The sequence below is a fragment of the Rhizobium sp. G187 genome, assembly GCF_051549525.1.
GTDB lineage: Bacteria > Pseudomonadota > Alphaproteobacteria > Rhizobiales > Rhizobiaceae > Allorhizobium.
In genome coordinates this window covers 549667-576115 of the sequence record NZ_JBPUGM010000003.1, presented here as the reverse complement: position 1 = coordinate 576115, position 26449 = coordinate 549667, and the positions used below count along the sequence as shown (strand labels likewise).

Genomic DNA, 26449 nt, shown 5'->3' with positions numbered 1-26449 from the left:
GGTGGCCCGCCAGAATACTTAATGGAATGAATGCAAGGCCACTTTTGCCGAAATCAGTTCAGTTTCTCATTCGCGACCCGTTCGCGTCGAAAAGCGACTGCGGCTGCAATCTTGCGGAGAGGGTTTCCCCGAGGATTTCCACAGACCAGCCCTCGATCTCGTCCGCGATTTCCTTCGGCACATAGCCGAGGGCAACCGAAACGCCACTCGCATGCGCATAGCCACCTGACGTTACCCAGCCGCGCACTTCGCCATTGTAGGAAATCGGCTCGTCGCCCAGTACGTCTGCATCCTTGGCATCGACGACGAAGGTCCGCAGGCGAAGCGTACCGCCCGCCAGCTTCTCCTCCATCGCCGCCTTCTTGCCGATGAAGTCAGCCGGCTTCTTCAAGGCCACGAAACGCGACAGCCCCGCTTCGAGCGGCCCGTAGAGCGGCCGGTACTCGCGCGACCAGCTGCCAAAACCCTTTTCCAGCCGGAGTGCATTCAAGGCCCTGAGGCCGAAAAGCGCGATGCCAAACTCAGCGCCCGCCTCCATCAGCGCCTCGAAGACATGGCGCTGATATTCCGGCCGCATCCAGATCTCGTAGCCGAGATCGCCGGTATAACTGACGCGTCCGACGAAGACAGGCGCCATGCCGAGATCCATCTCGCGCATGGTCATGAACGGCATCGCCTCGTCGGAGACATCGAGATGCGTCAGCTTTGCCAGCACGTCGCGCGCCTTCGGTCCGGCAATGGCGAGGCCGAGAAGGCTGAGGCCAAGCGCTTCGACATCGACAGAACCGTCCTCCGGCAGATGCTCCTCGAACCAGCGCATGTGGTAGTCCTCGGCAATGCCTGAACCGATGATCAGAAAGTCCTCGTCGTCGAGATTGGCGACCGTGAAGTCGCCGATCAGCTTGCCGGCGTCGTTCAGCATCGGGGCAAGGGCCATGCGGCCCACTTCCGGCAGCTTGCAGGCGAGCATCTGATCAAGCCAGGCGCGAGATCCCTCCCCGCTCACCATGTATTTGGCAAAGCCCGAGGTTTCCATCAGGCCGACGCTCTCGCGCACGGCCTTGGCTTCACGACCCACGGCTTCGAAATCGGTCGAGCGGCGCCACGAAAACGCGTCCTCCACGCCATCTGGCGCAAACCACAGCGCCGTCTCAAGCCCATAGGAAGCCCCGAAGACGGCACCCGCCGATTTCAGCTTGTCGTAGATCGGCGTGGTCAGCAGCGGCCGACCAGCCGGCAGCTCCTCATTGGGATAACGGATCGAGAAGCGGCGGGAATAGTTTTCGCGTACCTTGGCATTGGTATAGGCAAGTGTCGCGTAATCGCCGTAGCGGCAGACATCCATGGCAAAGACATCAAAGCCAGGATCGCCCTCGATGATCCAGTTGGCAAGCGTCAGACCAACGCCACCGCCTTGGCTGAAGCCCGCCATGACCGCGCAGGCCGACCAGAAATTCGTCATGCCACGCACAGGCCCGACCAGCGGGTTACCGTCCGGCGAGAAGGTGAAGGGGCCGTTGATGATCTTCTTGATGCCAGCATTGTTGAAGGCCGGGAAATGGCGGAACCCGACTTCGAGCTCGCCCGTGATGCGCTCCAGGTCTTCTGCGAGAAGCTCATGGCCAAAGGTCCAGGGCGTCTCGATCGGCGACCAGGGACGGCAGTCCTTTTCATAGGTCCCCATCAGCATGCCGTTGCGCTCCTGACGGATATAGATCTCGCCATCGAAATCGACGCAATGCATCAGCTCCTTGCCAGTGGTCTTGTTGAACTCGATGACCTCGGGCATGTCCTCGGTGATCAGATACATGTGCTCCATGGCGAGCACCGGCAGTTCCAGCCCGACCATGCGCCCCACCTCGCGCGCCCAGAGGCCGGCGGCGTTGACGACGTGTTCGCAGCGGATCTCGCCCTTGTCGGTGATCACCCGCCAGGTGCCGTCTTCCAGCTGCACCAGATCCTCGACCTTGGTGTGCAGATAGATCTCCGCCCCGTTCTTCTTGGCCGACTTCGCATAGGCATGGGTGGTGCCATAGGGGTCAAGATGGCCTTCATGGGGATCAAAGACCGCGCCGACAAACTGCTTGGGATCAAGCAGCGGCATCATTTCATAGGCTTCCTGCGCGGAAATCAGCGTCGCCTCGCCGCCGGCATACTTGCCCTTGGCAAGCAACGACTTCATCCAGTCGAATCGCTCCTTGGTGGCCGCCAGCATCAGGCCCGATGTCATGTGCAGACCGATATCCTGGCCGGAATACTCCTCGATCTCCTTGTAGAGCTCGACCGTGTACTTCTGCAGCTTGGCAACGTTCGGGTCGCCATTGATCGTGTGCATCCCGCCCGCCGCATGCCATGTGGAACCAGAGGTAAGCTCGGAACGCTCGATGAGCACGACATCGGTCCAGCCGAACTTGGTCAGGTGATAGAGCACCGAACACCCGACGACACCTCCGCCGATCACGACGACACGCGCATGGCTTTTCATGGAAAGACGCTCCCTTGGCAGCAAATGAATTTCTGCCAAAGCTAGATCGCGCACGTGAAAGCCAGAAGACCATGCTGCGACGAAAGATGTCGCATCAGCCAAAGTCAGTGTTCTCTGGACGCCGTCCACAACGCCGGCGCCGGAACACGGAGCTTGCGCCGGGTGCTCCCTTACCCCCGCCGGAGTGTAAACTCCGTGAGCTCCGCCGGAACGCCAAGGCGCAGCGCAAAGCCGGGCCACAGGCCGGTACCATTGTTGACATAGAGCTGCATGGCGCCGATCCGGTAGAAGCCCGAGACATAGCCGTTATTGGCGTTCGCCACGATCCGGTCGAGACCGCGCACCATGCCGCCATGCGTATGGCCAGAGAGCTGAAGGGCGATACCAAGCTTTGCAGCGCCATCGGCCATCATCGGCTGATGATCGAGGAGGATGATTGGCACACCATCGGGTGCATTGCGGATGGCACCGGCGACGTCAGGTGCCGGCGCCCCGCTCTGCGATGCTGAAAGATCCGTGACGCCGGCAATCACGAGCCGGCCCTCACCGCGGGTGATCACCTGATGCGCATTCGAGAGCACCTGCATGTTCTGGCCGGCGAAATAGTTCATCCAGCGGTCGACATCGAAGAAATATTCGTGATTGCCGGGAACGGTGAGCACGCCGTCCCTCGCCCGCAATCCGGCAAGCGGACGCACATCGTCACGTCGCATCTCGATATCGCCATCGATCAGGTCGCCGGTGATCACCACCAGATCCGCATCAAGCGCATTGGTCCGCGCCACGACAGCCTCGGTCCACTTGGCCGGAAATAGCCGGCTGATATGCATGTCGGTCAGTTGCACCATACGGTAGCCATCGAATTCCGCCGCAAGGCCCGGGATCGAAACCTCGATCCGCTTCACTGGAGGCACGATGATCGCCTGTGCGACACCCAGACCAGCAAGCCCGAGAGCCGCCACCCCCATGGCATAGCGCAGGCCACTTGGCAGCACCGGAAAGCCACCCTTCACGGCAAACAGCACAAGGCTGACGAGATCAGCCACCAGCTGCATGACCGCGAGGAATACCAGAGCACCGAACAGCAAGTTAAAAGCGATCACAAGCTCGCGCGGAAACTCCGGCGCGAAGACCGAACCCGAGGAAAGGCGGCTGAAGAAGTGATATTGCGAGGCGACCAGCAGGACAAGCGCCAGCGCCAGCTTCGCCGGCCAAGGCCATTGCAGCGGCAGAATAAAGCGGGTCGCAACGACCAGCCAGGGCAGCGTCAATATGAGATGAAACATCAGGGAGACCGGAGATTGGAGCGATTGATCAGAAGGACCGGGAGGCCCGGATACTGTTGGTCACAGGGAGGCAGGCTTTCGCATATGGGAGCCTGGGCGCCCACGACAAGAGCAGATGCCGTTTTGACGTCGCCTGTCCACTCCGCGCTGCGGGTTACCAGGCCCTATTTGCCACCGCAGAGCGCGCTATAGGTCCGCTCCAGCGCCGCGAACCGATTATTGACCGGCAGTAGGCTGGTCCTCAGTCGATCACGGCCGGCCAGCGGAAGATGGTCGAGCAGCCAATCGGCAAAGAATGCGGGGGCGTCTGAAGCGGAAAGCCGCAGAGCCTCATAGCCCGCAAGCCCGCCAAGCCGCGCACCGAGAACGCCGCCACCACGAAGGTCTGCCAGGATCTCGGCCTTGAAAACGCGGAGATCGACGCATGCCGGGCCATCCTTGGCCGTGGCAAGTGGGGCAATCCTTACAGCCACCAGGGCATTCTCCCGCATCGACTGCGGAAGATGCGCGTGGGAGTCTTGCGTCTGCGCGCACATGAATGCCCCATCCCGACAAAAGCCCTCGACTGCCGCGATTTCGACTGCGTGCTCGGCCTTGAGACTGTAGAGTTTTTGCTCCTGCGGACGTCCACGCACCCCATGGCAGGTGGCGATGACCGCAGCCGCACCGGGCACAAGATCGGAGGCGATGACGAAGGGAATGTCGAAGATCGCGAAATCGTCACCACCCGGCGGAACGGCGGCCATGATCGGCGCTTCGCCGCAACTGTCGAATGAACGACCAACGGGGGCGATATCGCCGGCGACAAAAGCCGGATAGAGCCTGCCAAAATCGATCGGATCAGGCGGATAGGGTCGAGAGACGAAGGGCTGATCGTTGGCCACCGCACTGCGCGATCCGATCAGATCTGGCGGTCGTCGTGCCGGATCGATCAAGCGACCGTCAAGCGGCGAGAACGCGACCACATAATTGGGCAAGGTCTCGTGCCCCTCTTCACGGGCTCCCGGCTCTGCCTCCCACTCCACAGCCGTCACTGTCACGGCATAGTCACCATCGGCAAGCTCGAACCAGAGATCAGGGCGCTCCGACGGGTCCGTCATCTGCTCGACGCCAGGCAAAGCATCAGAATTGTCGACAAGGACGCGGCCATGACGAACGCGATAGGCAAAGACCCAACTCGGCCCGGAAAACGCTTGCTCCTGGGCTGTGATCTCACCCGTGGTCAGGCGCAGCTTGAAGACACCGTCAAATCCAGTGGACCAGGCGATCAGCCGCTGGGCAGCGCTCTCGGCGGGATAGATGAAGGTCTCGGCATACCAGGCAATCGGCCAATGCTCGGCGTGAATAAGATCGTCGGGATGAAAGAGCACAAGATGGGCGACGTCGGTCTCGAGCACGATTGTTTTCGAAACCTGCTGCAAAACCATTCCCTCCCCGTCCCGGTATTTCACCGGTCCGAGGTGTAGTGTCGTCGCCAGCACCTCTCAAGGTCAGGCGTCACAGGCTAGGCAATGCCCCTCACGCAAAGCCCGCGGTCAGCGCGAATTCACGGCCCATTTCGGAAATCGCATCGAAGACGTAACCGGCAAACGAACGCATCACGACGATCTCGAAGACATCCTCGCCGGTGCGCGCCAGATTGCCGGCGACATGGCAGATCTGGCAATTGCTAGACTGGCCGATCTCGAACAGATCAGGATGGAGATCAACTGCGGTACATTTGGCCAGGATCGAGCGCACCCTCGGGCCACGGATCGAAAGCACCACCCGTCCATCGCTCTGATCGACGAAGGATACGCGAGCTTGGCCGAGATCAAGCAGTTGCCGCTCGATCGTATCCGCGGCCACGGTCTCGCTGACCACCAGCCATTCGCCGGGGCCGCAAAGGCGGACATGCACATCCTCAAAATTCGTCAGCGCCTCATCGATATCGGCCTCATGTCCGGCATGGGCCAGCACAGAAAAGACGACGGGCGAACGCAGAATGGACAGATGGTGCGGATTGGGAGCCGCCTCGAAACCGGAAATGTGGTCCTCGAGCACGTGACGGGCAGCATAGGTCACCGGCATAGCAGGGTCCTCACAGCTTCAGCTTCTTGTTATCGGGATCGTAGAAGACGGGGCTCACCACCTCGGCCAGGGTCTCCTCGCCGCGCAAACCATCCCAGACCAGGATCTTCTCGCCCAGCCGCTCACGGCCGGATTTCAGGAAGCCAAGCCCGATCGTATGCCCAAGCGTCGGCGAGTGGCAGACGGAGGACACCCAGCCCTGATCGTTCAGCGTCGACGGCTTGATGCCCTCGCGCAGCAGGTGCGCGCCCGCCTTGAAGCTCTTGTCCCGCTCGACGGGCCTCAGACCAACGAGCTGAGGCCGGTCGGCAGCGGTCAGGCCGAAGCGCGTCGAAAGCCGCTTGCCGATGAAATCTGCCTTCTGGGTCGAGAACATCTTGCCGAGGCCCACATCGTCAGGCGTTGTGCGCCCGTCGATCTCGCTATGGGTGATGAAGCCCTTCTCGATGCGCAGCACGTTGAGCGCCTCGACGCCATAGGCGCAGATGCCGTGCGGCTTGCCCGCCGCCATGATCGCATCTGCAACCGCCTCGCCGAGGTTCGCCGGCACCGCCACTTCGAAGGCCAGTTCGCCCGAGAAGGAAATGCGGAACAGCCGGGCCTTCAACCCGCCCTTCAACAGCACTTCGCGGGCAGACAGATAGGGCAGCGCCTCGTCGGAAATATCCTCGTCGACGATTTGCTCGAGAATGATGCGCGCCTTCGGGCCGGCCAGCGACATCTGCGCCCACTGGTCGGAGGAAGAGACGAAACGCACGCCGAGATCGGGCCAGAGAACCTGGGAACAGAACTCCATATGGGTCATCACCTCGGCCGCATAGGCGGTGGTGGTGGTGACGAAGAAATGTTCGTCCGAAAGCCGGCTTGTCGTGCCGTCGTCGAAGATCATCCCGTCCTCGCGCAGCATCAGGCCATAGCGCGCCTTGCCAACGGGGAGCTTGAGGAAGGCGTTGGAATAGATCCGGTTGAGAAACTCCGCCGCATCCGGACCGAAAACCTCGATTTTGCCCAGGGTCGAGACATCGCAAAGGCCAGCATTGGCCCGGACATTCAAGACCTCGCGGTCGACTGCCTCGCGCCAGGTCTTTTCGCCGTCGCGCGGAAACCAGGAGGACCGATACCAGGCCCCGGATTCGACAAAGACGGCGCCGTTTCTCTTTGCCCAACCATGCAGCGGCGAGGTGCGGACGGGGCGGGAATGCTCATCCCGCGCCGTGCCGGCGAGAGCGCCGAAGGATACCGGCGTGTAGAAGGGTCGGAAGGTCGTGGTGCCGATTTCGGCCGGCGAGACGCCACGCATGCCGGCCATGATGCCGATCGTAGCTATATTGCCGAGCTTGCCCTGATCGGTCGCCATGCCGCCGGTCGTGTAGCGCTTGGTGTGCTCGACATGACCCATGGCCTCGCGCTGGGCAAGGCTCAGGTCCTTCACATGCACGTCGTTCTGGAAATCGACAAAGGCCTTGGATTTGGCACCCGGCACATACCAGAGCGGAGCGAAGGAAGCATCGTGTTCGCCCTCGACCTCGGGCACCTCGACCGTGCCGACGAGGCGGCCGAGATCGCCGATCGCCTCATGTGCCTTTTCTGCCCCATCGCGCAGGGTAGCAACAAGCGAGGAGAGACCGGCAGCGGAACCGGCGATGCGCAGACCCGCGCCCACATCAGGCGCCAGAAAGGCCTGATGCTCTTCCGACCAGTAAGGCTTGGCGCCCCGCTGGCAGGCCAGATGCACGATCGGGCTATAGCCGCCGCTCATCGCCAGCGCATCGCAGGCGATCTCCTCCTGATGGCCGACGCGCTCTGCAATCAGACCCTTGATGCGATGATAGCCCTTGGTATCAACGACGGAACCACCGCGAATGACACGAATGCCGGCGGGCGCAACATCAGAAGACTGTGTCCGCCCGTCAATGATGGCGGCAACGCCCACACCAGCGGCCACGAGATCGGCTGCCGTGCGATAGCCAGCTCCACCATTGGTGAAGATGGCAATGCTCTGACCTACGCCCACGCCGTAGCGATTGAGATAGGTGCTCACCGCGCCAGACGTCATGACACCCGGCCGGTCATTACCACCGAAGACCAGCGGCCGCTCTTCCGCGCCCGAGGCAAGGATCGCCCGCTTGGCAATAATGCGCCAGACGCGCTCGACGGGAAGTTCGGATGTCGGCTGGGCCACGTGCTTCTGCACCTTTTCGACGGCGCCGAAGACATTGTCGTCATACCAGCCGAAAACGGTGGTTCGGGCCATCAGCGTGACATTCGGATTGCCCTTAAGCTCCTCGACCACCGAGGCCGCATAATCCGCAGCCGGCATGTCGCCAACCGTCACGCGCTCGCTGAGCAGCGATCCGCCCATGCGGAAGCCTTCATCCGCGAGGATCACCCGCAGGCCTGCTCGGGCCGCCGCACGCGCCGCCATCAAGCCGGCGGGACCGGCCCCGATGACCAGCAGGTCGCAATGCGCCCAGGCCTTCTCATAGCGATCAGGATCCGGCAGGAACGGCGTCTTTCCGAGCCCCGCCGCATGGCGAATGATCGGCTCGTAAAGCTTTTCCCAGAAAGCTTTCGGCCACATGAAGGTCTTGTAGTAGAAACCGGCCGACAGAAACGGCGACAAGAGGCTGTTGACCGAACCGATATCGTATTTCAGCGATGGCCAGCGGTTCTGGCTGACGGCTTCCAGCCCGTGATAGAGTTCGGCCACGGTTGCCCGGGTGTTTGGCTCTGTACGGCCTTCGGTGCCGATGGTCACCAGCGCATTCGGCTCGGCGGAACCCGCCGTGACGATGCCGCGCGGACGGTGATATTTGAACGAACGACCAACCAGCATCTGGTCATTGGCAATCAGCGCCGAGGCCAGCGTATCGCCTTCGAAGCCCGTAAAGGTCTGGCCGTCAAAGGTGAAGGACAGCGTGCGGGCCCGGTTGATCAGGCCCCCGGAGGACAGGCGATAACCGGTCATCGGCTCGTCTCCCTCACAAAGTCCTGGGCATCGGTCACCCTATAGACCTCATGGCTTGCCGCATTGTCACGCTCGACCACGAGAAAACGGCGACAGCCGGACGTGTGGTGCCAGTGCTCGAAAATGCGCCCCTTTGGATTATCGCGCAGAAAGACATAGGCATGCCACGCCTCATCGGAGGCACCGGCGGCCGGTCGCACCGGGCTTGCGCTGCCGCGAATGCTGAACTCTTCCTTGGGGCGAACGCCGCAATGCGGACATGTAATCAGACTGGCCATGGCGATGTCTCAATGCAGGTTCGGTTGTGGGCCCTTGCCGCCTTCGTCGACGGCAAAGCCGCGCTCGAAACGGTCGAGGCGCAAGAGGCGGGCCACGGGATGAGGTTCGTTCTTGGCAATCAGATGGGCAAAGCAGAAACCGGAGGCCGGCGTCGCCTTGAAGCCGCCATAGCACCAACCGCAATTGAGGTAGAGATTGTCGATTGTGGTCCGGTCGATGATCGGCGAGCCATCCATCGACATGTCCATCGCCCCACCCCAGGCACGCAATACGCGCACACGCGAGAGGCCCGGAATAAGCGAGACGCCCTCCTCGATCGTATGTTCGACAGTGGCCAGATTGCCGCGCTGGGCATAAGACGAGTAGTAATCGATATCGGCCCCGAAAACCAAGCCGCCCTTGTCCGACTGCGAAATGTAGAAGTGTCCCGCACCATAGGTGATGACATTGTCAATCACCGGCTTGATGCCTTCCGACACGAAGGCCTGCAGCACATGCGTTTCGATCGGCAGATCCAGCCCGGCCATCTTGCCCGTCACCGAGGTGTGGCCGGCCGTCGCCAGCGCCAGCTTGTTGCAGCCGATGAACCCCTTGGTCGTCTCGACGCCTGTGATCTGTCCGAGCTCGTCGCGGCGGATACCGGTGACTTCGCAATGCTGGATGAGATCAACGCCGCGCTCATCGGCCCCGCGACCATAACCCCAGGCCACAGCGTCATGACGAGCCGTGCCGCCGCGCCTTTGCAGCAAGCCGCCCATGATCGGGAAGCGGGCATGATCGAAGTTGAGGTAGGGCATCATCGCGCGAACCTGCTCGCGGTCGAGAAGTTCGGCGGCAACGCCATGCATCATCATGGCATTGCCACGCCGAGCATAGGCATCGCGCTGCCCGTCGGAATGGAAGAGATTGAGGACGCCGCGCTGCGACATCATCGCATTGTAGTTGAAGTCCTGCTCAAGCCCTTCCCAGAGCTTCATCGAGAACTCATAGAAAGGCTCATTGCCCTCGAGCATGTAGTTAGAGCGCACGATCGTCGTGTTGCGCCCGACATTGCCCGAGCCGAGATAGCCCTTTTCCAGAACCGCGACATTGGTGATGCCGAATTCCTTGGCGAGGTAATAGGCCGTTGAAAGCCCATGCCCACCGCCACCGACGATGATCACATCGTAATGGGGCTTGGGCTCCGGCTCACGCCACATCGGCGTCCAGTTCCGGTTTCCGGAAAGCGCTTGCCGGAAGATCGAAAGGGCGGAATAACGCATCGAACATCCTCTGAAATATCCCCGCACATTCGCACAGGCGTCACAAAGAGCAAGCGCGATCAGGACAAAAACCATACTGTTCGCGACATGGAACACAGCTTTAAACGCGGTGCAGCACAGAAACATCAGGCCGCTTCGAGGCCTTACGGCAATCGGCGCTTCCCTAAGCCCAGCACGGCGGGTAAACCGAAAAGGCGAGGCTCGGGAGGCCGGTCAGGTGCATAAGTCGACAGATATTCTGAAACTCTTCGAGGAAAGCGCGATCGCGGCCGGCCGCGTCATATTGGATATCTACCGCGCCGGTGCGTCTGTGCGCCTGAAAGGCGACAAATCACCGGTCACGGAAGCGGACGAGGCAGCCGAACGACTTATCATCGAGGCACTGTCGCGCCATCTGCCGGACATTCCGGTGGTCGCAGAGGAAGAGGCAGCGGCTGGCCGCATTCCAGATGTTTCCGGTCACCGCTTCATCCTGGTCGACCCGCTCGACGGCACGCGAGAATTCATCGGCGGCCACGACGATTTCACCGTCAACATCGCGCTGATTGAAAACGGTGCACCCGTCCTCGGCGTTGTCCACGCCCCGGCCCTTGGCTCTCTCTATCTGGGAGGCGGCGGCAAGGCCGAAAAGCTCGAGATCGATGATCTGGACCGCGTGCGCGCGCGTCACCCGATCGCCGTCCGGACGAAACACGCGACACCCTCGGCTCTCGTGTCCCGTTCGCACAATTGCGACGCCACAGACGCCTACATCAAGAAGTCGAAAATCCTGGAGCGCAAGGCGGTCGGATCTTCGCTGAAATTCTGCCTGGTCGCTGAAGGTGTGGCAGACGTCTATCCGCGGTTCAGCCCCACCATGGAATGGGACACCGCCGCAGGAGACGCCGTCCTGCGGGCCGCAGGTGGCATGGTGACGACCGAAGACGGCGCGCCGCTGACCTATGGAAAGCACCTGCCCGGTCTGCGTGCCTTTGAAAATCCTGACTTCATTGCCTGGGGAGACCGCCAGAAGGCGGGGATGAAAACGGAAAAATAGCTCGGTTTTTCAACGGATCCCCCTTCGAATCCTCCCCGCTCTGAAATGCTGAAGCAGACTCTTCCGCAACTGGCCTGCATGGCGTGGGCCAATAAGCGCGAGGAGATCACATATGCCCGACAGCACCACTGCCCATCTTGAACTCCCCTTCATCCTGCCTGCCCAGGCGCAGAAACACGTAACCCATAACGAGGCCTTGCAGCGTCTCGATGCGGTGGTTCAACTCGTGATCATTGCGGACCAGGCAAGTCCACCCGAGACGCCATCGGAAAGTGATGTCTATGCCGTATCCGCAGGCGCATCAGGCGTCTGGGCCAATCGCTCGGGCAAACTGGCCGTCTGGCGAGACGGCGCCTGGATCTACATCTCACCAAGGACAGGTTGGCGCGCCTATACCCTCTCGAACGGTAGCATAATGGTCTTCGACGGTACGGCCTGGGTCATCCCTCACCTTCCGCCCGACGCAAGCGTCGAAACGCTCGGCATTTCGACCTCAGCCGACGCGACGAACCGCCTCGCGCTTGCCTCTCCCGCCAGCCTGTTCAACCATGCGGGGAGCGGTCATCGGCTGACCATCAACAAAGCGGGCACACCTGAAACCGCAAGCCTGATCTTCCAGTCCAACTGGCAGGGCCTGGCCGAATTCGGCCTTGCCGGCGAGGACCAGTTTTCGATCAAGGTTTATGGGAACACGACCGGCTGGCGCCAGGCATTGACGATTGCGCCGCAAGGCTATGTTCGGGAAAACCATCGGCCCCTTGTCCGCGCAGCGCGCACCGACGTCACCCTGACCCCTGGCAGTGGAAGCTTCAGCGGATTCGACCAGCTGCTTCATGCGCAAGGAGACCTGTCGCTTGGTGCGACACTCGCCTCCGGCTACGGGAAACCGGTCATTGTGCCGGTCTCAGGTTTCTATTGGATCTCTTTGAGCGCAGCCGCTGTGAGCACCGCGACCCATACGCTGCATGTCAGCCGCAATCAGACCACCGATATCATCAGCCATGTCGGGGGTGCCGGCACGTCGAGCGCTTGCGGGATCGCCTGGCTCGACGCTGGTGACAGCCTGTCGCTGAGGCATGCAAGCGCCACACAGTATCAGTTCGGCTATGGCAAAACGGAGCTCGCCATCGTCATGCTGTGACACGATCGGAGCCCGTCCAGCAACACGGGCTCCACGCGCCCATCAAAGCAGATTGTAGCGGCAGGCGCGCGCGACGGCCTGCATGCGGTTGACTGCTTCCAGCTTGCGCATCGCGCTCTTCAGATAGCTGATCACGGTATGGCTCGAAATATCGAGGATAATGGCAATTTCATCGCTGCTTTTGCCGGCAGCCGACCAGCGCAGACATTCCAGTTCGCGTGCAGAGAGTTTTTCCTTCGGCCCGAGCTGAGGCACAAGCAATTCGGCCCGTGCTTCAATCAGCTCCATCGCCGACAACTGCAGCAGCGCGATGTCGTCGCGCGCTGGCGCGGTCACCCGACCAGAAAGGAGAAGGATATACTGCGTCAAATGACGATCGCGCAGCAAAAGCCCGAAACTCTCGGCAATGCCGTTTTCGATGAACAGCGACAGCAATTGACCACGCGTTTCTGCATTGGCAGAGCCGAAGAGAGGATTGGCTGCGAAAAAGACGGGCAGTATCGTCTGCCGAAACGTCGTTACCAGATGCGAAACGGCAAAAACCTCGGCTTCGGCATAGGCGAGCTTTAACGCTTCAGGCCAAGTGGTCGCGATCAGATTTGCCGAAAACTCGGGTCCATCACCCTGCGGAAACTGCGTCAGAAGACAGTGATCGAAGCCAAAACGGCGTCCGAGCGCTGCCAACTCGCCTTCCAGCCACTCGGCAGTGGCCGCCCGCTCTGGCAGCGAAGCCTCGTCGATATCCGAATGAATGCGCTGACGAATGACGTCTGTCGGCCTGAACATGGGACTCCTTTCGACCGGGTTAACACCCGGGCGGACAATGCTTCGCGTGAATACGGTATCGTTCCACATCGGGACAGATAACAACCGGGCCTGTCGCCGATCTTGCGACACGACCAAGTTAACGCCACTGCCCGGATAAAAAATCGGCGCTTGCTTCAGCAACTCCGAAAATGCTGGGCGCCAAATCGCACAAAACCAAAGGCGCGAGTAGCCTGCAACCGAGCATAACTCCTATGCAAATGCCGCAACTTTACGCAAAGGAAGGCAGCCGTGGCATGGGCTGAGGGCGAATATGCGTATGTGCTAGAACGGAAAAGTATTATCAAATGCTTACAATGGGCTTAGGCAAATTTTAAAGCATCGGGGGTAGCATGAGGGAGTGTGGTCTTGAGTATGTATAGAGAGTCCAATGACCGAAATGATCCGACCCCGAGTAAAATATGTCATCGGCCCCGATGGCAGCCCCCTTACGATTGCCGATCTTCCGCCGGCCAATACGCGCCGCTGGGTGATCCGCCGGAAGGCTGAGGTTGTCGCGGCTGTGCGCGGTGGCCTTTTGAGCTTGGAAGAAGCCTGCGAACGCTACACGTTGACGGTCGAAGAGTTCCTCTCCTGGCAGTCCTCCATCAACGATCACGGCCTGCCCGGCCTGCGCACCACCAGAATTCAGCAATACCGCCATTAATTGATAGACGGCCGCCCTCGGGCACCGGCAAATTATTTCAGCAAGACCCACAGGTTTTGAGGGATCGGCAGACCTTTGTCCGCCGGTCTCTTTTGGCTATGCCGTTCCAGGTGAACCAGCTCCGACGATTAGCGCGGCATGTGATGAAGCCACACGACGATCAGGCTTGAAGCGGCATAGAACCACAAGCCGGGCTGGGTGAATGCTTCGGCGAAACCACCGGTTTTCGCCGCAAAGATAACGATCGCCACCAGCAGCACATCCATCATCGACCATCGCGACAGGATCGGCACAATCCGCGCCAGCCCCGCGCTATGCACCCTCCCCGGCTCCGGCCCGGCGAGATGCTCTGCCGAGACAAGCAGCAGTTTCATCAGGGGAAAAACGACCGAAACCAGCCCGACAACCAAAGCCAGAACCGGATCCCCGTCGCGCCAAAGACTGCTGATGATCTCGGCCAGCGACGCATCTGTGGAAAACACATAGAAACTTTGAAAACGCATCAGCGGCAGAACGATCCCGAGCGCCAGAAACATGCTCGCGAGAACGAGAAGGATTGCCTTCAGCCAGATATTCAAACCGGATCTCCGTGGGATTACCGCCTCCGGCGTTGACGCATTGTCATGCGATCGCGGAATTGTTGTCGGCGTTCGGGCAATGCTAAGCACAGCAAGGCCCGCGGACAACAGGAGAACGTCACATGCAGATCACCGAAGAAATCGGCCCATCCGGCGGCCGTTATCTGGCCAGCGTCGACGGCAAGGATGGGATCGCTGAAATGACCTATTCCCGCGCCTCTGCCACCCTTATCATCATCGACCACACCGGCGTACCCGATACGTTGCGCGGTCTGGGTGTCGGCCAGGCCCTGGCCCGGCACGCGGTGGACAAGGCACGTGAAGGCGGCTGGAAGATCATTCCCCTCTGCCCCTTCATGAAGGCGCAGATGGCTCGCAATGCCGACTGGCAGGATGTGCTGAGCCAATAAATCGGGGAAGAGAGGCTGCCTCAAAACAAATCAAGGTGGTCGCAGGACCTCCGCGACCACCTTGTTCTATAGACTTTCAGTCTGCAGGTCCGGGCGATCAGGCCCGGGCGCGCATGTTTCCATCACGCTCTTCGAGCGCTGCTGCCTTCTGGTATTCGGATTCCGCCTCTTCCAGCGCAAGCTCGGCGGCTTCCTGCTGGACCTTCAATTCCCGGATCGAGACCTGGAGATTGTCTGCGCGCTGGCGTGCTGCCTTTGCGAAGGTCGGATAGGCGAAATGGTTCTGATCGGTAATGCCGGATTTTTTCTCCTCGATGCCGATCTGAGCTTCAAGCTCACCCGCCATCCGTTCGAATTCCGCCATCATAGACTGCAACTGCTGCAACTGCCGACGCTTTTCGGTTACCTGAAAACCCTTCAGGCGTACCAGGCTCTCACGCGACTTCATACGCAATACTCCCGTGATGCGAGACCCCCCGCCACACTTGCTACTCAACACACCCGCCAACCGATTCGTCCAAAAAAAGTCCGCGGCGTTAACGAAAACCTACCTTTGGTAACCTTTCGTTTACGGGCATCGTTAATGATAAAGCCGATCACTTAAGGGTCAGTAAATGCCAGAGCCCCAAAAGAGCTCATGACAATGACGAGTCAAATGAATCGGTTACGGGGTTTCCCTGAGACACTGATTCAGCTGTGGCGATGACCAAAAGACATTGAGAATCAGGAGGCTAAAATCTTTGCTTAATAAGTTCAGTGCCCTTGCCAGAGGGAATTAGAATTTGTTAACCAATTGATGGCAGCCTTCAAATCAGGCAACGACTGGATCCGTATCGCGTAGGGGGCCAACTCGACCTTTTTTGGCGGCGGTAAAGGGGATAAATATGCGGGTTCTACTCATTGAAGACGATAGCGCGACGGCTCAGAGCATCGAATTGATGCTGAAGTCGGAGAGCTTCAACGTCTATACGACCGACCTTGGTGAAGAAGGCGTCGATCTCGGAAAGCTCTACGATTACGATATTATTCTGCTCGATCTGAACCTGCCCGACATGTCCGGCTACGAGGTGCTGCGCACACTCCGCCTGTCGAAGGTAAAGACACCGATCCTCATCCTCTCCGGCATGGCCGGCATCGAGGACAAGGTTCGCGGCCTGGGCTTCGGCGCTGACGACTACATGACCAAGCCGTTCCACAAGGACGAGCTCGTAGCCCGCATTCATGCGATCGTGCGCCGCTCCAAGGGCCATGCCCAGTCGATCATCATCACCGGTGAACTGATCGTCAACCTCGACGCCAAGACCGTCGAAGTGGGTGGCCAGCGGGTCCATCTGACCGGCAAGGAATACCAGATGCTCGAGCTGCTTTCGCTGCGCAAGGGCACGACACTGACCAAGGAAATGTTCCTGAACCATCTGTACGGTGGCATGGACGAACCTGAACTCAAGATCATCGACGTCTTCATCTGTAAGCTTCGCAAGAAGCTCGCAAACGCAGCCGGCGGCGCAAACTACATCGAAACGGTCTGGGGCAGAGGTTACGTGCTGCGCGAGCCGGATAGCTCGGAATATATGGAAACGGCCTGACCGCATTTTCCCCTGCCGATCTGGATAGCCCGCGCCCTGCGCGGGTTTTTCCGTTTCAGGAGACGAGAAAGACCGCCCAAGCCGGAGACATGCGTCGCTCACAATGAAAAAGGGCGATGCCGAAGCACCGCCCTTCTGAAACTAGGAACGTCTCGTCGCCTGTCTTCAGGCCGCAATCGCCTTGTCGGCAAAGGTGCGGGTCAGGATGGCCCGGTCGAAGGGCTTGAGAAGGAAGTCGTTGGCGCCAGCACGCTTGCCCGCCATCATGATCTTCAGTTCGGCCTCAACCACGCAATAGTAGATCAGGACTTCCTTGCCGCCCGGCAGGGCGCGAACATTGCTGATCAAGTCCAGGGCATCGTCCATGCCGGCATCGACGATAATGATGTCTGGCAATTCGCGCTCGCAACGCCCCAAAGCGTCACGGCCGGAGGAGGCTTCGGTCACGTCGAAACCGAGTTCAGTCAGGATCTTGCGACCGACCTTGCGGACGATGTCGGAACCATCTGCGATCATCAAGCGCTTCATGATCTGCTCCTCCTGGAAAAATTCTCAAATATAACTTCGCGCCCCAAGTGTAAGGCACCGCAACTAAGGAAAAGTTACCTGCGTCGCGGTCTTACAGTCCCGGAATGGCACGATGATCAGACGACATCCGCCGTGAAGGCGATTTCACCTTCGCCTTGGACGCATTTGAGCTCCATGCCGCATTCATCGGCCAAGAGAACCGTATAATAGGGCTGGATCGAATGCGCATCGACCGCCTCTTCCAGATGGCCGTTCAGAATTTCTTGATATTTCGGCGGGACGCGCAGCATGCGCCCCTTGGCGACGATCTTGAACTTCGCCTCTGTCTCAGGGTTTTCCAGCGTGATATCGAGCGAACCGCCGCGCGGAATGGCGCCGTAGGCGACAAGGAAGAGATTGAGCAGCAACTTCACCCGGTTCTTCGGGATGATGGCCCTCGGCCCTTCCCAGGTGACCTCGGTCTTCTTTTCTGCTGCGGCAAAGTCCTTGGCGGCCTTTTCGGCTTCGCCCGTATCGATCGACGCACCGACGGAGCCAGAAGCACCAAATGCCAGGCGGGCAAATTTCAGCCGGACCGAGGCATTCATCGCACTGGTTCGGATAAGGTCCATGGCGTCGCTGTCGGCGCCGCCCTCGTCCAGCAGTTCGAGACCGTTGTTGATCGCGCCGACCGGCGAGATCACATCATGGCAGACGCGGCTGCACAACAGGGCTGCAAGGTCGGGACCCGCGAGTGTGAGAGTGGGATTCTTCGCCATAGGCTTCTCCAGAAGTTTACCCGGCAACGCGGAGCGGCGGCTTTGTCGCGCATGATCGTGGCCGGAGCGAGTTCGCTTCGGCCATAATGACACCATATTTGGTAAACCGATTATTAAGATGATCTTCGCTAGGGTCGATTACCCCCAAACGAGATGCCGAACGTCTTCGGCTGCGCCAAAAGGAGGCACCATGCGCCAGAAGCCACGCCGCTCTTACCGGGTCCCGCATATGTTGATCGCGGCCGCCCTGCTCGTCACCGGCCTCTTCATGTCCGAGCGCCCGGCCGAAGCCGCCGGTGAATACACCGTCCAGGAAGTCGTCGATGCCGGCCACGGTTTCTTCGGCGAAACGAGTGGCGCACTCGCAAAGGTTCTGGAGCAGGCCTTTGAGCGCTACGGCCTGCCCAATGGCTACATTCTCGGCCAGGAAGGCTCCGGCGCCCTGATCGCGGGCCTCACCTATGGCGAAGGCATGCTCTATACCAAGAATGTCGGCCAGCACGATGTCTTCTGGCAGGGCCCGTCTCTCGGCATTGACTATGGCGGCAACGGAACCCGCGCCATGATGCTGGTCTACGACCTGCCAAATGTCGAAACGCTCTATGCCCGCTACGGCGGCGTCAGCGGCTCGGCCTATATCGTCGCCGGCGTCGGAATGACCGTGCTGAAAAGCCGCGACGTCCTTCTCGTGCCGATCCGCACGGGTGTCGGTGCCCGCCTTGGGGTCAATGTAGGCTACCTCAAGCTCACCCGGACACCGACCTGGAACCCCTTCTGATCCTCCGGGGCCTGCATGCGCCAATGAGTTGCAGGCCTCGCGCAAGTTCGCTCTGCTCTGTCGTTAGGCATAATATGTGAATCAGGGTTGGGTGTGATGGTCGACCTTGCGACCTGCCCCGCCGCATGATTAAATAATCGCTAATACCTGAACGCGAACGCCGTGGCCCTGTCGTGATTGAATATGCCCTTATTTTTGCAATGGGATTTATGGCAGCGGCACTTCTGGTGATGTTGCTTGCGCCGGCGATCCATAATCGCGTCGTCGCCTACACCGAGAACCGTCTGAAGGCGACGATGCCGCTGAGCCCGCAGGAAATCCGGGCGCAGAAGGATATGGTTCGTGCGCTTTACGCCGCTGAAAACGCCCGCACTCTGCATGATCTGACCCGCGAGCGGGAAAAGACTGTGGCGCTCACCTTGCAGACCGCGTCCACCGGTCGCGAAGCAGGCCGCCTTCTCTCCGAAAACAAGGAACTGAAGGCGCAGATCGAGGACATGAGCACCGAGGCCGCCGACGTGCGCTCTCGCCTGCGCCGGGCCGATGTGGACGTCACCACGGCACGCGAAACGATCAAGCGCCTGGAAGTGGCCATCGTAGAAAAGGACGTCGAGCTGGATGAGCGCTCGTCCCGCATTGGTCGCCTGATCACCGAGATCGATCACATGCGCATCGAGGCAAGCAACCGCGAGACCGAGATCGAATCCCTCAAGAGCCGTCTCTATGCCCTGCGCGACGAGCGCGAGGACCTGCGCCGCGAGCACAAGCTGCTTGCCAAGCGGGCGAAGGACGCAGAGTTCCGCCTCACGCAGGAAGAACACAAAGTGCTTCGGCTTGAGGATCACATTGCCCGTGATGCTGCGGAGAAGGCCGATTTGGCCTCCGCACTGGAACGCCGTCTGCGCGAGATCACCGATACGAAGGCCAAGCTGAAGCGCAACAGCACTGAACTTCGCCACGCCCATCGGGCCTTGCGCGAGGCGAATATCGCACTGCCGTCCATCAAGGAGGTCGCCATGGCTGCAGACGACCACGAGGAAGCTTCCGCGCTGACCGCAACCGAGATGGAACAGACGATCCGCCATCGCCAGTCGACGCTCACTGAACGTCTGCTCAATACCACGTCTTCAGCAGATGATGGGGTCCTGCGCGATGCTTTGGGAGATGTCGCAGCGCGCATGGTCGTGCTGACGGCGCTTCGGGAAGGTAACAATTCACCAATCCCGTCACTCCTCTCCGCACCAACCCGCCAAGCCGCACCTTCGCTGAGCCTGGTCGACCGCGTTGTCGAGCTTCAGCCGAGCCTCGAGCGCTCGCGCGAGGGTCTGCAGACAGCCGCTGAATAAGCTTGCGTCGTCAACCACAGGCGTGCCCTGCTTGCAGCGCTTTCCTGTCCAGGCCTTAGAGCGTCGGAGCCTTAACCGAGACGACCCATGCCGCGCGCAATGGCGTGAAGCGCAATCCCGCTCGCTGTCCCAACATTCAGGCTGTCCAATTCGGGCGCCTGGGCAATTCGCGCCGTGTTGAACCGATTGAGGATATCAGCCGGCAGCCCCTCCCCCTCGGTGCCCATCACCAGCGCGACACGGCGACCGGGTTTCACCTCACCGATCTCGACCGTTCCGGCCGGCGACAGCGCCCAGATTTCGAAACCCTGATCGGCAAGCGACGAGAGTAGCGCATCTGGTGCCCCGCCCCGCGCATAGGGTGTGGTCAGCACAGCACCGACCGAGACCCGGAGCGCCTTGCGGTAAAGCGGATCGCAGCAGGTTTCATCGAGCAGCACGGCATCAGCACGGAAGCCGGCCGCGTTGCGAAACAGCGAACCGACATTGTCATGGTTGGAAATGCCGCAAGCGACCAGCACCAGCGAGGTTTCCGGCAGGGCTCCGATGAGGTCCAGGGCATCCGGCGGCGCACGGCGCGAGCCGAGCGCCAGGACACCACGATGCAGGTGAAAGCCCGCAATCTGATCGAGAACCGGCCCCTCTGCCACATAGAGCGGAACTTCGTCGGGAAACTGGGCGACGATATCGTCAAGCCCGGCCTGCCGGTTCTTGAGGATCAGAAGCTTTTCCGCCCGGACCGGTCCACCTGCACGATGCGCCTTTGCAAGCATCGAGATCACCACCGTGCCTTCCGCAATGAACTGGCCATGCCGGCCAGTGAGATCGCGTTCGCGAATACCGGTGAACTCGGCGATGCGCGGATCGCCGGGATCGGTGATCTCGATCGCAGGCGTGGACCGGGAGACAGGCGGGCTCACTCTATCAGTTTCCGCTGAAGCCGACCTCGGCGATGAAGCGTCCGAGCCCGAGATCATAGACCAGCGCCGTGCGGCGTCCGGCTGCATTCTCGCCGTCCACCAGGATCTGGCTGCCGGAGAGCGACATCGACAGGATACGGAAACCGGCCGGCAGGTTGGCCGTCAGTGCGAGCGGCTGGTCCGACGGCACGACGAAGGGCTGCTGACCGGTTGCGGCGACAGGCGGTGCCTTGCCGTCGCTGCGGGTAAGTTTGTAGACGATCGCAACGAGCACGGCGAGAAACAGGATCGCCATGATACCGCCCGAGATCAGCTGCAGCTTGATCATCTTGCGGCGAACGCCTTCCATCACCGGATCAAGCGGCTTGTCTTCCTGGTCGTCATCGATATGCGTCATGGCAGCAGTTTCACCTTCACTCGTCCGCCAGGCTTTGAAAGACCCTTTCTCCGAAGCGAACGATCGGAGAAAATCGGCCGGCAGACCCGGCTGTCGATTGTCGAAATCCCCGGTCTGTGCGACATGGCTGCAGAACGAGGCCGCGCCGCCGGTCGTTTTCAGACGGGATGACATGATGACCGACCCCTTTAACGAAGCCGCTGCGTCAAGGAAAGAGCTGATTGCCGGCGACGATGCCGAAGGCCGCATCGATGCCTGGCTGACGGCCGCCCTCGGCAAGGAGTTCTCGCGCAACCGCGTCAAGGCGCTGATCGAACAGGGCGCCGTGCAGTTGAATGGGGTTCTGCTCGACAGTCCCAATCGCAAAATCAAGCTCGGCGATAACGTCGTCATCGACCTGCCTGCGCCCGAAGACCCCCAGCCCAAGGGCGAAAACATTCCGCTCGAGATCCTCTACGAGGATTCCGACTTGATCGTCATTGCCAAGCCGCCGGGCCTCGTTGTGCATCCAGGTGCCGGCAACTGGCATGGAACGCTGGTCAACGCCCTCATCTACCATTGCGGCGACAGCCTGTCGGGCATTGGCGGCGTCAAGCGGCCCGGCATCGTGCACCGTCTCGACAAGGACACGTCCGGTGTCATGGTCGTCGCGAAGAACGACATTGCCCACCGCCACCTCTCCGACCAGTTCGCCGACCATGGCCGCACCGGCCCGCTGGAACGCGCTTACCGCGCCGTCGTGTGGGGCCGCCCGCGGACCCTTGCTGGCACGATCGACGCAGCCCTTGGCCGCTCCGGCGCCGATCGCACCAAGCGCACCGTCAAGCGCGAGGATACCGACGACGCCCGCGAGGCGATCACCCACTATACCGTGCTCGAACGTTACGGCGAAAAGCCGGACGCCACATGCCTCGCCTCGCTGGTCGAATGCCGCCTGGAAACGGGCCGCACCCACCAGATCCGCGTTCACATGGCCCATATCGGCAATCCGCTGATAGGCGACCAGGAATATGGCGCCGCATTCAAGACCAAGTCGAACCTGTTGCCGGAAGACGCCAAGCGCGCCGTCAACAAGTTCCACCGCCAGGCGCTGCACGCCTATCTCTTGGCCTTCGAGCACCCGACGACCGGCAAGACACTGCGCTTCGAAGCGCCGATCCCGGCCGACCTGCAAACGGTGATCGACGCGCTGAAAGCCATGTAGGAGGCCGCAGCCTCATCAGCTCTTTGCCGCAGACGTCGTCGCCATGCGATGAGCCGACAGAATATGGAGGCACACGGCGACAAGCACGATTGTGCCGCCAATCACCGTTGAGCCAGACGGCTGATCGCCGAGAAAGATCAGGACCCACAAGGGCGCAAGCGGGGCATCCAGTGCGCCGATCAGGGCCGCCTCCACCGGCGGGACATCCCGCGCACCGATGGTCAGCAGCAGGAAGCCGACGGAAAAGACAAGAACGCCGAAGCCAAGCACCACCAGCAGGTCATGCATGGACGCCACGAGTGGGCTGGCAAAGGGCAAGGCGATCAAGGCGCTCAGCAAGCAGGAAACCACAGTGCAGGGTAGCGCCGGCTTATCCGGGAAGCGGCGTAAAAGCACAGTCCAGAAGGCCACCATTACCGTCATGGCAAAGGCGAGCGCATCGCCGAACAAGCTGCCCTCTTCACCGCTGCCGATCATCAGCAACACTCCCCCCATCGCAACGCCACTGGCAACAAGTGCCGAGCGTGTCGGCTTCTCGCCGAGAAGAAGACGTCCCAGTCCCGCCGCAACAAATGGACATGTCGCAAAGATGATCGCCACATGCGCAACCGACGTTGTGTAGAGCGCGCCGATGAAGAGAACCGCACAGACGGCCGATGTCGCACAGATCAGCAGACCAGCGCGACCAAGCCGCGCGAAATCGGCACCGACCCGCCCCCGGGTAACCGCGAACAGACAAACGAAGAGGAAGCTTCCCGCAATCGTCCCACGCAGGAAGAGAAGCGTTGGAGCATCAATGCTGACAAGGCGCGTCATCAGGCCGGCCGTACTCAATGCAACAGTTGCAACGGTAACGGCTGCAAGCCCGCGGAAATAGGGTGATAGGCTCATGTGACCCTCGATCGGAACACGCCAGGATTGTTCCAGGAACAGACATCAATTCCCATCGGAGTGGAAGCCCCTTCAGATCTTGCTCGCAATTCAATTGCGCGCAAATTATTTTGGCTCTCACGGCCTCGTGACGGAACGCATCTCTTGTATCGGCGTTTTGCCATACTTATCTGCTAATCGGATTTCTGTGGGATAGAGAGATCCACGGACATCGGGCTCGCCGTCCTATGGGAGCCCAGGAAGAAGAGGGGTGCATTATGGCCCGCAACAGTTTGCCTAGTATTGCAGCCGGCGAGGCCGGTCTCAATCGTTATCTGGATGAAATCCGCAAGTTCCCCATGCTGGAACCGCAGGAAGAGTACATGCTCGCCAAGCGTTACGCCGAGCACGGCGACCGCGACGCGGCCCACCGCATGGTAACGAGCCATCTGCGGCTCGTGGCCAAGATTGCCATGGGCTATCGCGGCTACGGCCTGCCGATCGGCGAAGTCGTGTCTGAGGGCAATGTCGGCCTGATGCAAGCGGTCAAGAAATTCGATCCGGAACGCGGCTTCCGTCTGGCAACCTATGCCATGTGGTGGATCAAGGCCTCGATCCAGGAATACATCCTGCGTTCTTGGTCGCTGGTCAAAATGGGCACGACGGCCAACCAGAAGCGTCTGTTCTTCAACCTGCGCCGCCTCAAGGGCAAGATCCAGGCGATCGAGGAAGGCGACCTTAAGCCAGACCAGGTCACGGAAATCGCGACCAAGCTGAAGGTCTCCGAGGAAGAAGTCATCTCGATGAACCGCCGCCTCTCCGGCGACGCCTCCCTGAACGCCCCGCTGCGCGCCAGCGAAGGCGAAGGTGGACAGTGGCAGGACTGGCTTGTCGATGACCATGACAGTCAGGAAGCCGTTCTCATCGAACAGGACGAGCTGGAAACGCGCCGCAGCATGCTGAAGCGCGCCATGGCTGTCCTCAATGATCGCGAGCGTCGCATCTTTGAAGCCCGCCGTCTGGCCGACGATCCGATCACGCTGGAGGACCTCTCTGCCGAGTTCGACATCAGCCGCGAACGCGTCCGCCAGATTGAGGTCCGCGCCTTCGAAAAGGTTCAGGAAGCCGTTCAAAAGGATGCGCTCGAGCGCGCGCGCGCCCTGCGGGTCGTTGAAGCTTGATCTGAAAGCCCATTCCAACAAGTCGAAAGCTGCCCGGATCCCGGGCGGCTTTTCTGTTTGAGAGCCCTATTCCGTGGCCAGTTGCTGACGCGAAAAGATCGCCATGCCAAGGGCCAGCAAAACGGCAAGCCAAAGCACCAGAACAATCACACCCAATCCACCTGCCATCGTCGATCCGCCCGAAAGCAGCCAATCTCGCGCCGCTTGTGCCGCATAGCTCGGCAGCGGCAGACTGTCGGCGTCTCGACCCAAGTAGATCTGCAGGATCGACGAACCGATGGCGAGCAAAAAGGCGGAGATGGCCGCCGTTACCATGGTTCGGGTGATGACCACGACCACCGCCACGAACGCCGTCAGCACGGCCAGTTCCAGAAGCGCGACCGAATAAGCAGTTAGAAGAACCAGGAAAGACGATGCAGAGACAGTAAGCCCGCTCATGCCGGCCTCGCTGGCAAGGGCGCGGATCACGGTCAGGACGAGATCCCCGGCAACCGCGAGAAGCAGGCCGGCTGCCAGAAACCCGATGCAGACGAAGAACTTCGCCGCATAGAGCTCAGCGCGTGAATGACGTGGCACAAGCAGCCGCCAGGTCTGATAGCGATAGTCGAGATAAAAAATGGACCCGATGCCGATCGCATGCAGCAGGTGACCCATCGAATTTCCAGAAATGCCAAGACTGTTGGCGGCCGACAGAAAGATGTCGAGATCACCCGCCGACTGACGCCCGGTGCGAAGATAGACGAAGCCTTCCATGCCGAACTTGAGCAGGATCGATAGAAAGGCAACCGACAGGAAGCCGAAGAACAGAAGCGCTGGTTGACGGACAAGCTTGACGATCTCGGCTGTGACAAGCGCCTTCATGCGCGGCCCTCCCGCGTTTCCGAGAGAAAGACAGATTCAAGATCCGCCTTGATCCGTTTTGCCTCGTGGATACGCGCACCGGACAGGACGAGAGACCGGATCAACTCGGGAACTTCAGCCTCCCCGATCCGCAGACTGACGCCACCATCGACCAGTTCAGCCTCATGGCCAAGCCCGATCAGCACATCCGCTGGCGCGTCCACCCTGAGGAAGAACCGCCCCTCACCCCCGATCAGGTCGGCAACCACACCTTCGGCAGCCAGACGCCCCCGATTGATGATCGCCACGCGGCTGCACACCCGCTCGACCTCGGCGAGCAGATGGCTCGACAGCAGTACGGCGAGACCGTCGCGATGGGCAAGCTCCTGGATCAGAGATCGAATTTCCAAAATACCGTCCGGGTCGAGCCCGTTGGTGGGCTCATCAAGGATCACCGCCTCTGGCTGCCCCACGAGTGCGCAGCCGATTCCGAGCCTTTGCTTCATGCCAATTGAAAAACCGGAAACCGCCTTATCGGCAGCCCCGACCAGGCCAACGCGGCGCAGCACGGGTTCAACCAGCGCCATGGTGCCGGACGAACGGGCCAGCATGTCAAGATGCTCACGTGCGGTGAGAAACGGATAGAGACCGGGCGCCTCGACCAGCATGCCGAGGCGCTGCCGGGACTGAGGCCTGGCCGGCGCACCGAAGACGCGCACCTCGCCGGCATCGGGCGTGATCAGGCCGGCGACGATCCGCAGCAAGGTACTCTTGCCGGCGCCATTCGGGCCGAGAAGGCCGAAAACCTCGCCTCTGGGAACAGCAAGTGACAGGCCATCAAGTGCCTGAACGGCGCGCGGTCCGCGCCCATAGCGCTTGTGCACCGATACGATCTCGATGGCCTCACCCGAACGGTCATCAGCCGCCTCGGCTCTTTTCGTGTTCGCCAATCCCATCTCTGATCCCCGATCGTTCATCTTGTCGTGTGGCATTGGCACCGGAAATGAAAAATCCGCAGGACGCAAGTCCTGCGGATCTCAAGAATGCAACCAAGC

26 protein-coding genes are annotated in these 26449 nt (G+C 60.6%); 9 read left to right on the top strand and 17 right to left on the bottom strand.

What is annotated here, in order from left to right; all coding sequences use genetic code 11:
- Nucleotides 1-58 precede the first annotated feature (58 nt).
- The 7 genes from ACSV9I_RS11930 to ACSV9I_RS11900 all read right to left on the bottom strand — a co-directional run bounded on the left by ACSV9I_RS11930 (nucleotide 59) and on the right by ACSV9I_RS11900 (nucleotide 10350).
- A complete protein-coding gene (locus ACSV9I_RS11930; RefSeq protein ID WP_438329037.1) occupies nucleotides 59-2485 on the bottom strand; it encodes a GcvT family protein in 2427 nt (808 codons plus the stop codon).
- Between the two features lie 170 nt (nucleotides 2486-2655).
- Nucleotides 2656-3771: a metallophosphoesterase gene (locus ACSV9I_RS11925; RefSeq protein ID WP_438329036.1), complete on the bottom strand. Its 1116-nt coding sequence runs from the start codon at nucleotides 3769-3771 to the stop codon at nucleotides 2656-2658.
- A 164-nt stretch (nucleotides 3772-3935) separates the two neighbouring features.
- Entirely contained in the window at nucleotides 3936-5198 is a 1263-nt protein-coding gene (locus ACSV9I_RS11920; RefSeq protein ID WP_438329035.1) for a hypothetical protein, read from the bottom strand.
- A gap of 91 nt (nucleotides 5199-5289) precedes the next feature.
- Nucleotides 5290-5841: a sarcosine oxidase subunit gamma gene (locus tag ACSV9I_RS11915; protein WP_054157239.1), complete on the bottom strand. Its 552-nt coding sequence runs from the start codon at nucleotides 5839-5841 to the stop codon at nucleotides 5290-5292.
- A gap of 10 nt (nucleotides 5842-5851) precedes the next feature.
- Entirely contained in the window at nucleotides 5852-8809 is a 2958-nt protein-coding gene (locus ACSV9I_RS11910) for a sarcosine oxidase subunit alpha family protein (RefSeq protein ID WP_438329034.1), read from the bottom strand.
- Nucleotides 8806-9087: a sarcosine oxidase subunit delta gene (locus ACSV9I_RS11905; protein WP_438329033.1), complete on the bottom strand. Its 282-nt coding sequence runs from the start codon at nucleotides 9085-9087 to the stop codon at nucleotides 8806-8808. Before ACSV9I_RS11905 ends, ACSV9I_RS11910 begins: the two co-directional genes overlap by 4 nt.
- A 9-nt stretch (nucleotides 9088-9096) precedes the next feature.
- Nucleotides 9097-10350 carry a sarcosine oxidase subunit beta family protein gene (locus ACSV9I_RS11900; protein ID WP_438329032.1) on the bottom strand — a complete coding sequence of 418 codons (1254 nt, stop codon included), beginning with the start codon at nucleotides 10348-10350 and terminating at the stop codon, nucleotides 9097-9099.
- A 235-nt stretch (nucleotides 10351-10585) separates the two neighbouring features.
- Between ACSV9I_RS11900 and cysQ the strand changes: the two genes are divergently transcribed.
- Nucleotides 10586-11386, top strand: coding sequence for a 3'(2'),5'-bisphosphate nucleotidase CysQ (gene cysQ / locus ACSV9I_RS11895; RefSeq protein ID WP_438329143.1), 801 nt, complete (start codon nucleotides 10586-10588; stop codon nucleotides 11384-11386).
- Between the two features lie 112 nt (nucleotides 11387-11498).
- Nucleotides 11499-12527 (top strand): DUF2793 domain-containing protein, encoded by a 1029-nt coding sequence (locus tag ACSV9I_RS11890; protein WP_438329031.1) that lies wholly within the window; start codon nucleotides 11499-11501, stop codon nucleotides 12525-12527.
- Nucleotides 12528-12569: 42 nt separating this feature from the next.
- On the opposite strand, the gene ACSV9I_RS11885 is transcribed toward ACSV9I_RS11890, so the two are convergent.
- A complete protein-coding gene (locus ACSV9I_RS11885) occupies nucleotides 12570-13313 on the bottom strand; it encodes a helix-turn-helix transcriptional regulator (protein WP_438329030.1) in 744 nt (247 codons plus the stop codon).
- A gap of 409 nt (nucleotides 13314-13722) precedes the next feature.
- On the opposite strand from ACSV9I_RS11885, the gene sciP reads away from it, so the two are divergent.
- On the top strand, nucleotides 13723-13998 hold the full coding sequence (gene sciP, locus ACSV9I_RS11880) for a CtrA inhibitor SciP (protein ID WP_006725852.1): 276 nt from the start codon (nucleotides 13723-13725) through the stop codon (nucleotides 13996-13998).
- A gap of 128 nt (nucleotides 13999-14126) precedes the next feature.
- On the opposite strand, the gene ACSV9I_RS11875 is transcribed toward sciP, so the two are convergent.
- Nucleotides 14127-14576: a paraquat-inducible protein A gene (locus ACSV9I_RS11875; protein ID WP_082352420.1), complete on the bottom strand. Its 450-nt coding sequence runs from the start codon at nucleotides 14574-14576 to the stop codon at nucleotides 14127-14129.
- Between the two features lie 122 nt (nucleotides 14577-14698).
- Between ACSV9I_RS11875 and ACSV9I_RS11870 the strand changes: the two genes are divergently transcribed.
- Nucleotides 14699-14986 (top strand): GNAT family N-acetyltransferase, encoded by a 288-nt coding sequence (locus ACSV9I_RS11870; protein ID WP_438329029.1) that lies wholly within the window; start codon nucleotides 14699-14701, stop codon nucleotides 14984-14986.
- A gap of 97 nt (nucleotides 14987-15083) precedes the next feature.
- On the opposite strand, the gene ACSV9I_RS11865 is transcribed toward ACSV9I_RS11870, so the two are convergent.
- Nucleotides 15084-15434: a flagellar export protein FliJ gene (locus ACSV9I_RS11865; protein ID WP_054157232.1), complete on the bottom strand. Its 351-nt coding sequence runs from the start codon at nucleotides 15432-15434 to the stop codon at nucleotides 15084-15086.
- A gap of 436 nt (nucleotides 15435-15870) precedes the next feature.
- Here ACSV9I_RS11865 and ctrA point away from each other — a divergent pair, with 436 nt between their 5' ends.
- On the top strand, nucleotides 15871-16572 hold the full coding sequence (ctrA, locus tag ACSV9I_RS11860; RefSeq protein WP_054157231.1) for a response regulator transcription factor CtrA: 702 nt from the start codon (nucleotides 15871-15873) through the stop codon (nucleotides 16570-16572).
- Between the two features lie 165 nt (nucleotides 16573-16737).
- Here ctrA and ACSV9I_RS11855 read toward each other — a convergent pair whose 3' ends face one another.
- Together ACSV9I_RS11855 and chpT are read right to left on the bottom strand one after the other, a co-directional pair.
- The gene (locus ACSV9I_RS11855; RefSeq protein ID WP_054157230.1) at nucleotides 16738-17100 is read right to left on the bottom strand and encodes a response regulator; all 363 of its coding nucleotides are present in this window, start codon (nucleotides 17098-17100) and stop codon (nucleotides 16738-16740) included.
- 116 nt (nucleotides 17101-17216) lie between these two features.
- Nucleotides 17217-17858, bottom strand: coding sequence for a histidine phosphotransferase ChpT (gene chpT / locus ACSV9I_RS11850; protein ID WP_054157229.1), 642 nt, complete (start codon nucleotides 17856-17858; stop codon nucleotides 17217-17219).
- 190 nt (nucleotides 17859-18048) lie between these two features.
- Here chpT and ACSV9I_RS11845 point away from each other — a divergent pair, with 190 nt between their 5' ends.
- Nucleotides 18049-18636, top strand: coding sequence for an EipA family protein (locus ACSV9I_RS11845; RefSeq protein WP_082352419.1), 588 nt, complete (start codon nucleotides 18049-18051; stop codon nucleotides 18634-18636).
- Nucleotides 18637-18845: 209 nt separating this feature from the next.
- The gene (locus ACSV9I_RS11840; protein ID WP_438329028.1) at nucleotides 18846-19982 is read left to right on the top strand and encodes a hypothetical protein; all 1137 of its coding nucleotides are present in this window, start codon (nucleotides 18846-18848) and stop codon (nucleotides 19980-19982) included.
- A gap of 71 nt (nucleotides 19983-20053) precedes the next feature.
- On the opposite strand, the gene ACSV9I_RS11835 is transcribed toward ACSV9I_RS11840, so the two are convergent.
- Both ACSV9I_RS11835 and ACSV9I_RS11830 read right to left on the bottom strand, forming a co-directional pair.
- On the bottom strand, nucleotides 20054-20902 hold the full coding sequence (locus ACSV9I_RS11835; RefSeq protein WP_438329027.1) for a TrmH family RNA methyltransferase: 849 nt from the start codon (nucleotides 20900-20902) through the stop codon (nucleotides 20054-20056).
- A 4-nt stretch (nucleotides 20903-20906) separates the two neighbouring features.
- The gene (locus ACSV9I_RS11830; RefSeq protein WP_054157406.1) at nucleotides 20907-21299 is read right to left on the bottom strand and encodes a hypothetical protein; all 393 of its coding nucleotides are present in this window, start codon (nucleotides 21297-21299) and stop codon (nucleotides 20907-20909) included.
- A 175-nt stretch (nucleotides 21300-21474) separates the two neighbouring features.
- Between ACSV9I_RS11830 and ACSV9I_RS11825 the strand changes: the two genes are divergently transcribed.
- Nucleotides 21475-22503: an RluA family pseudouridine synthase gene (locus ACSV9I_RS11825; protein WP_054157405.1), complete on the top strand. Its 1029-nt coding sequence runs from the start codon at nucleotides 21475-21477 to the stop codon at nucleotides 22501-22503.
- 15 nt (nucleotides 22504-22518) lie between these two features.
- Here ACSV9I_RS11825 and ACSV9I_RS11820 read toward each other — a convergent pair whose 3' ends face one another.
- A complete protein-coding gene (locus ACSV9I_RS11820) occupies nucleotides 22519-23394 on the bottom strand; it encodes a DMT family transporter (protein ID WP_438329026.1) in 876 nt (291 codons plus the stop codon).
- Nucleotides 23395-23651: 257 nt separating this feature from the next.
- Between ACSV9I_RS11820 and rpoH the strand changes: the two genes are divergently transcribed.
- Complete coding sequence (gene rpoH, locus ACSV9I_RS11815; RefSeq protein ID WP_438329025.1) at nucleotides 23652-24554, top strand: RNA polymerase sigma factor RpoH; 903 nt, start codon at nucleotides 23652-23654, stop codon at nucleotides 24552-24554.
- Nucleotides 24555-24620: 66 nt separating this feature from the next.
- Here the strand turns inward: rpoH and ACSV9I_RS11810 are convergent, their stop codons facing one another.
- Together ACSV9I_RS11810 and ACSV9I_RS11805 are read right to left on the bottom strand one after the other, a co-directional pair.
- Nucleotides 24621-25415, bottom strand: a complete 795-nt coding sequence (locus tag ACSV9I_RS11810) for a hypothetical protein (RefSeq protein WP_438329024.1) — start codon at nucleotides 25413-25415, stop codon at nucleotides 24621-24623.
- Nucleotides 25412-26344 (bottom strand): ABC transporter ATP-binding protein, encoded by a 933-nt coding sequence (locus tag ACSV9I_RS11805; protein ID WP_438329023.1) that lies wholly within the window; start codon nucleotides 26342-26344, stop codon nucleotides 25412-25414. The genes ACSV9I_RS11810 and ACSV9I_RS11805 overlap by 4 nt, the downstream gene beginning before the upstream one ends.
- Nucleotides 26345-26449: the final 105 nt, after the last annotated feature.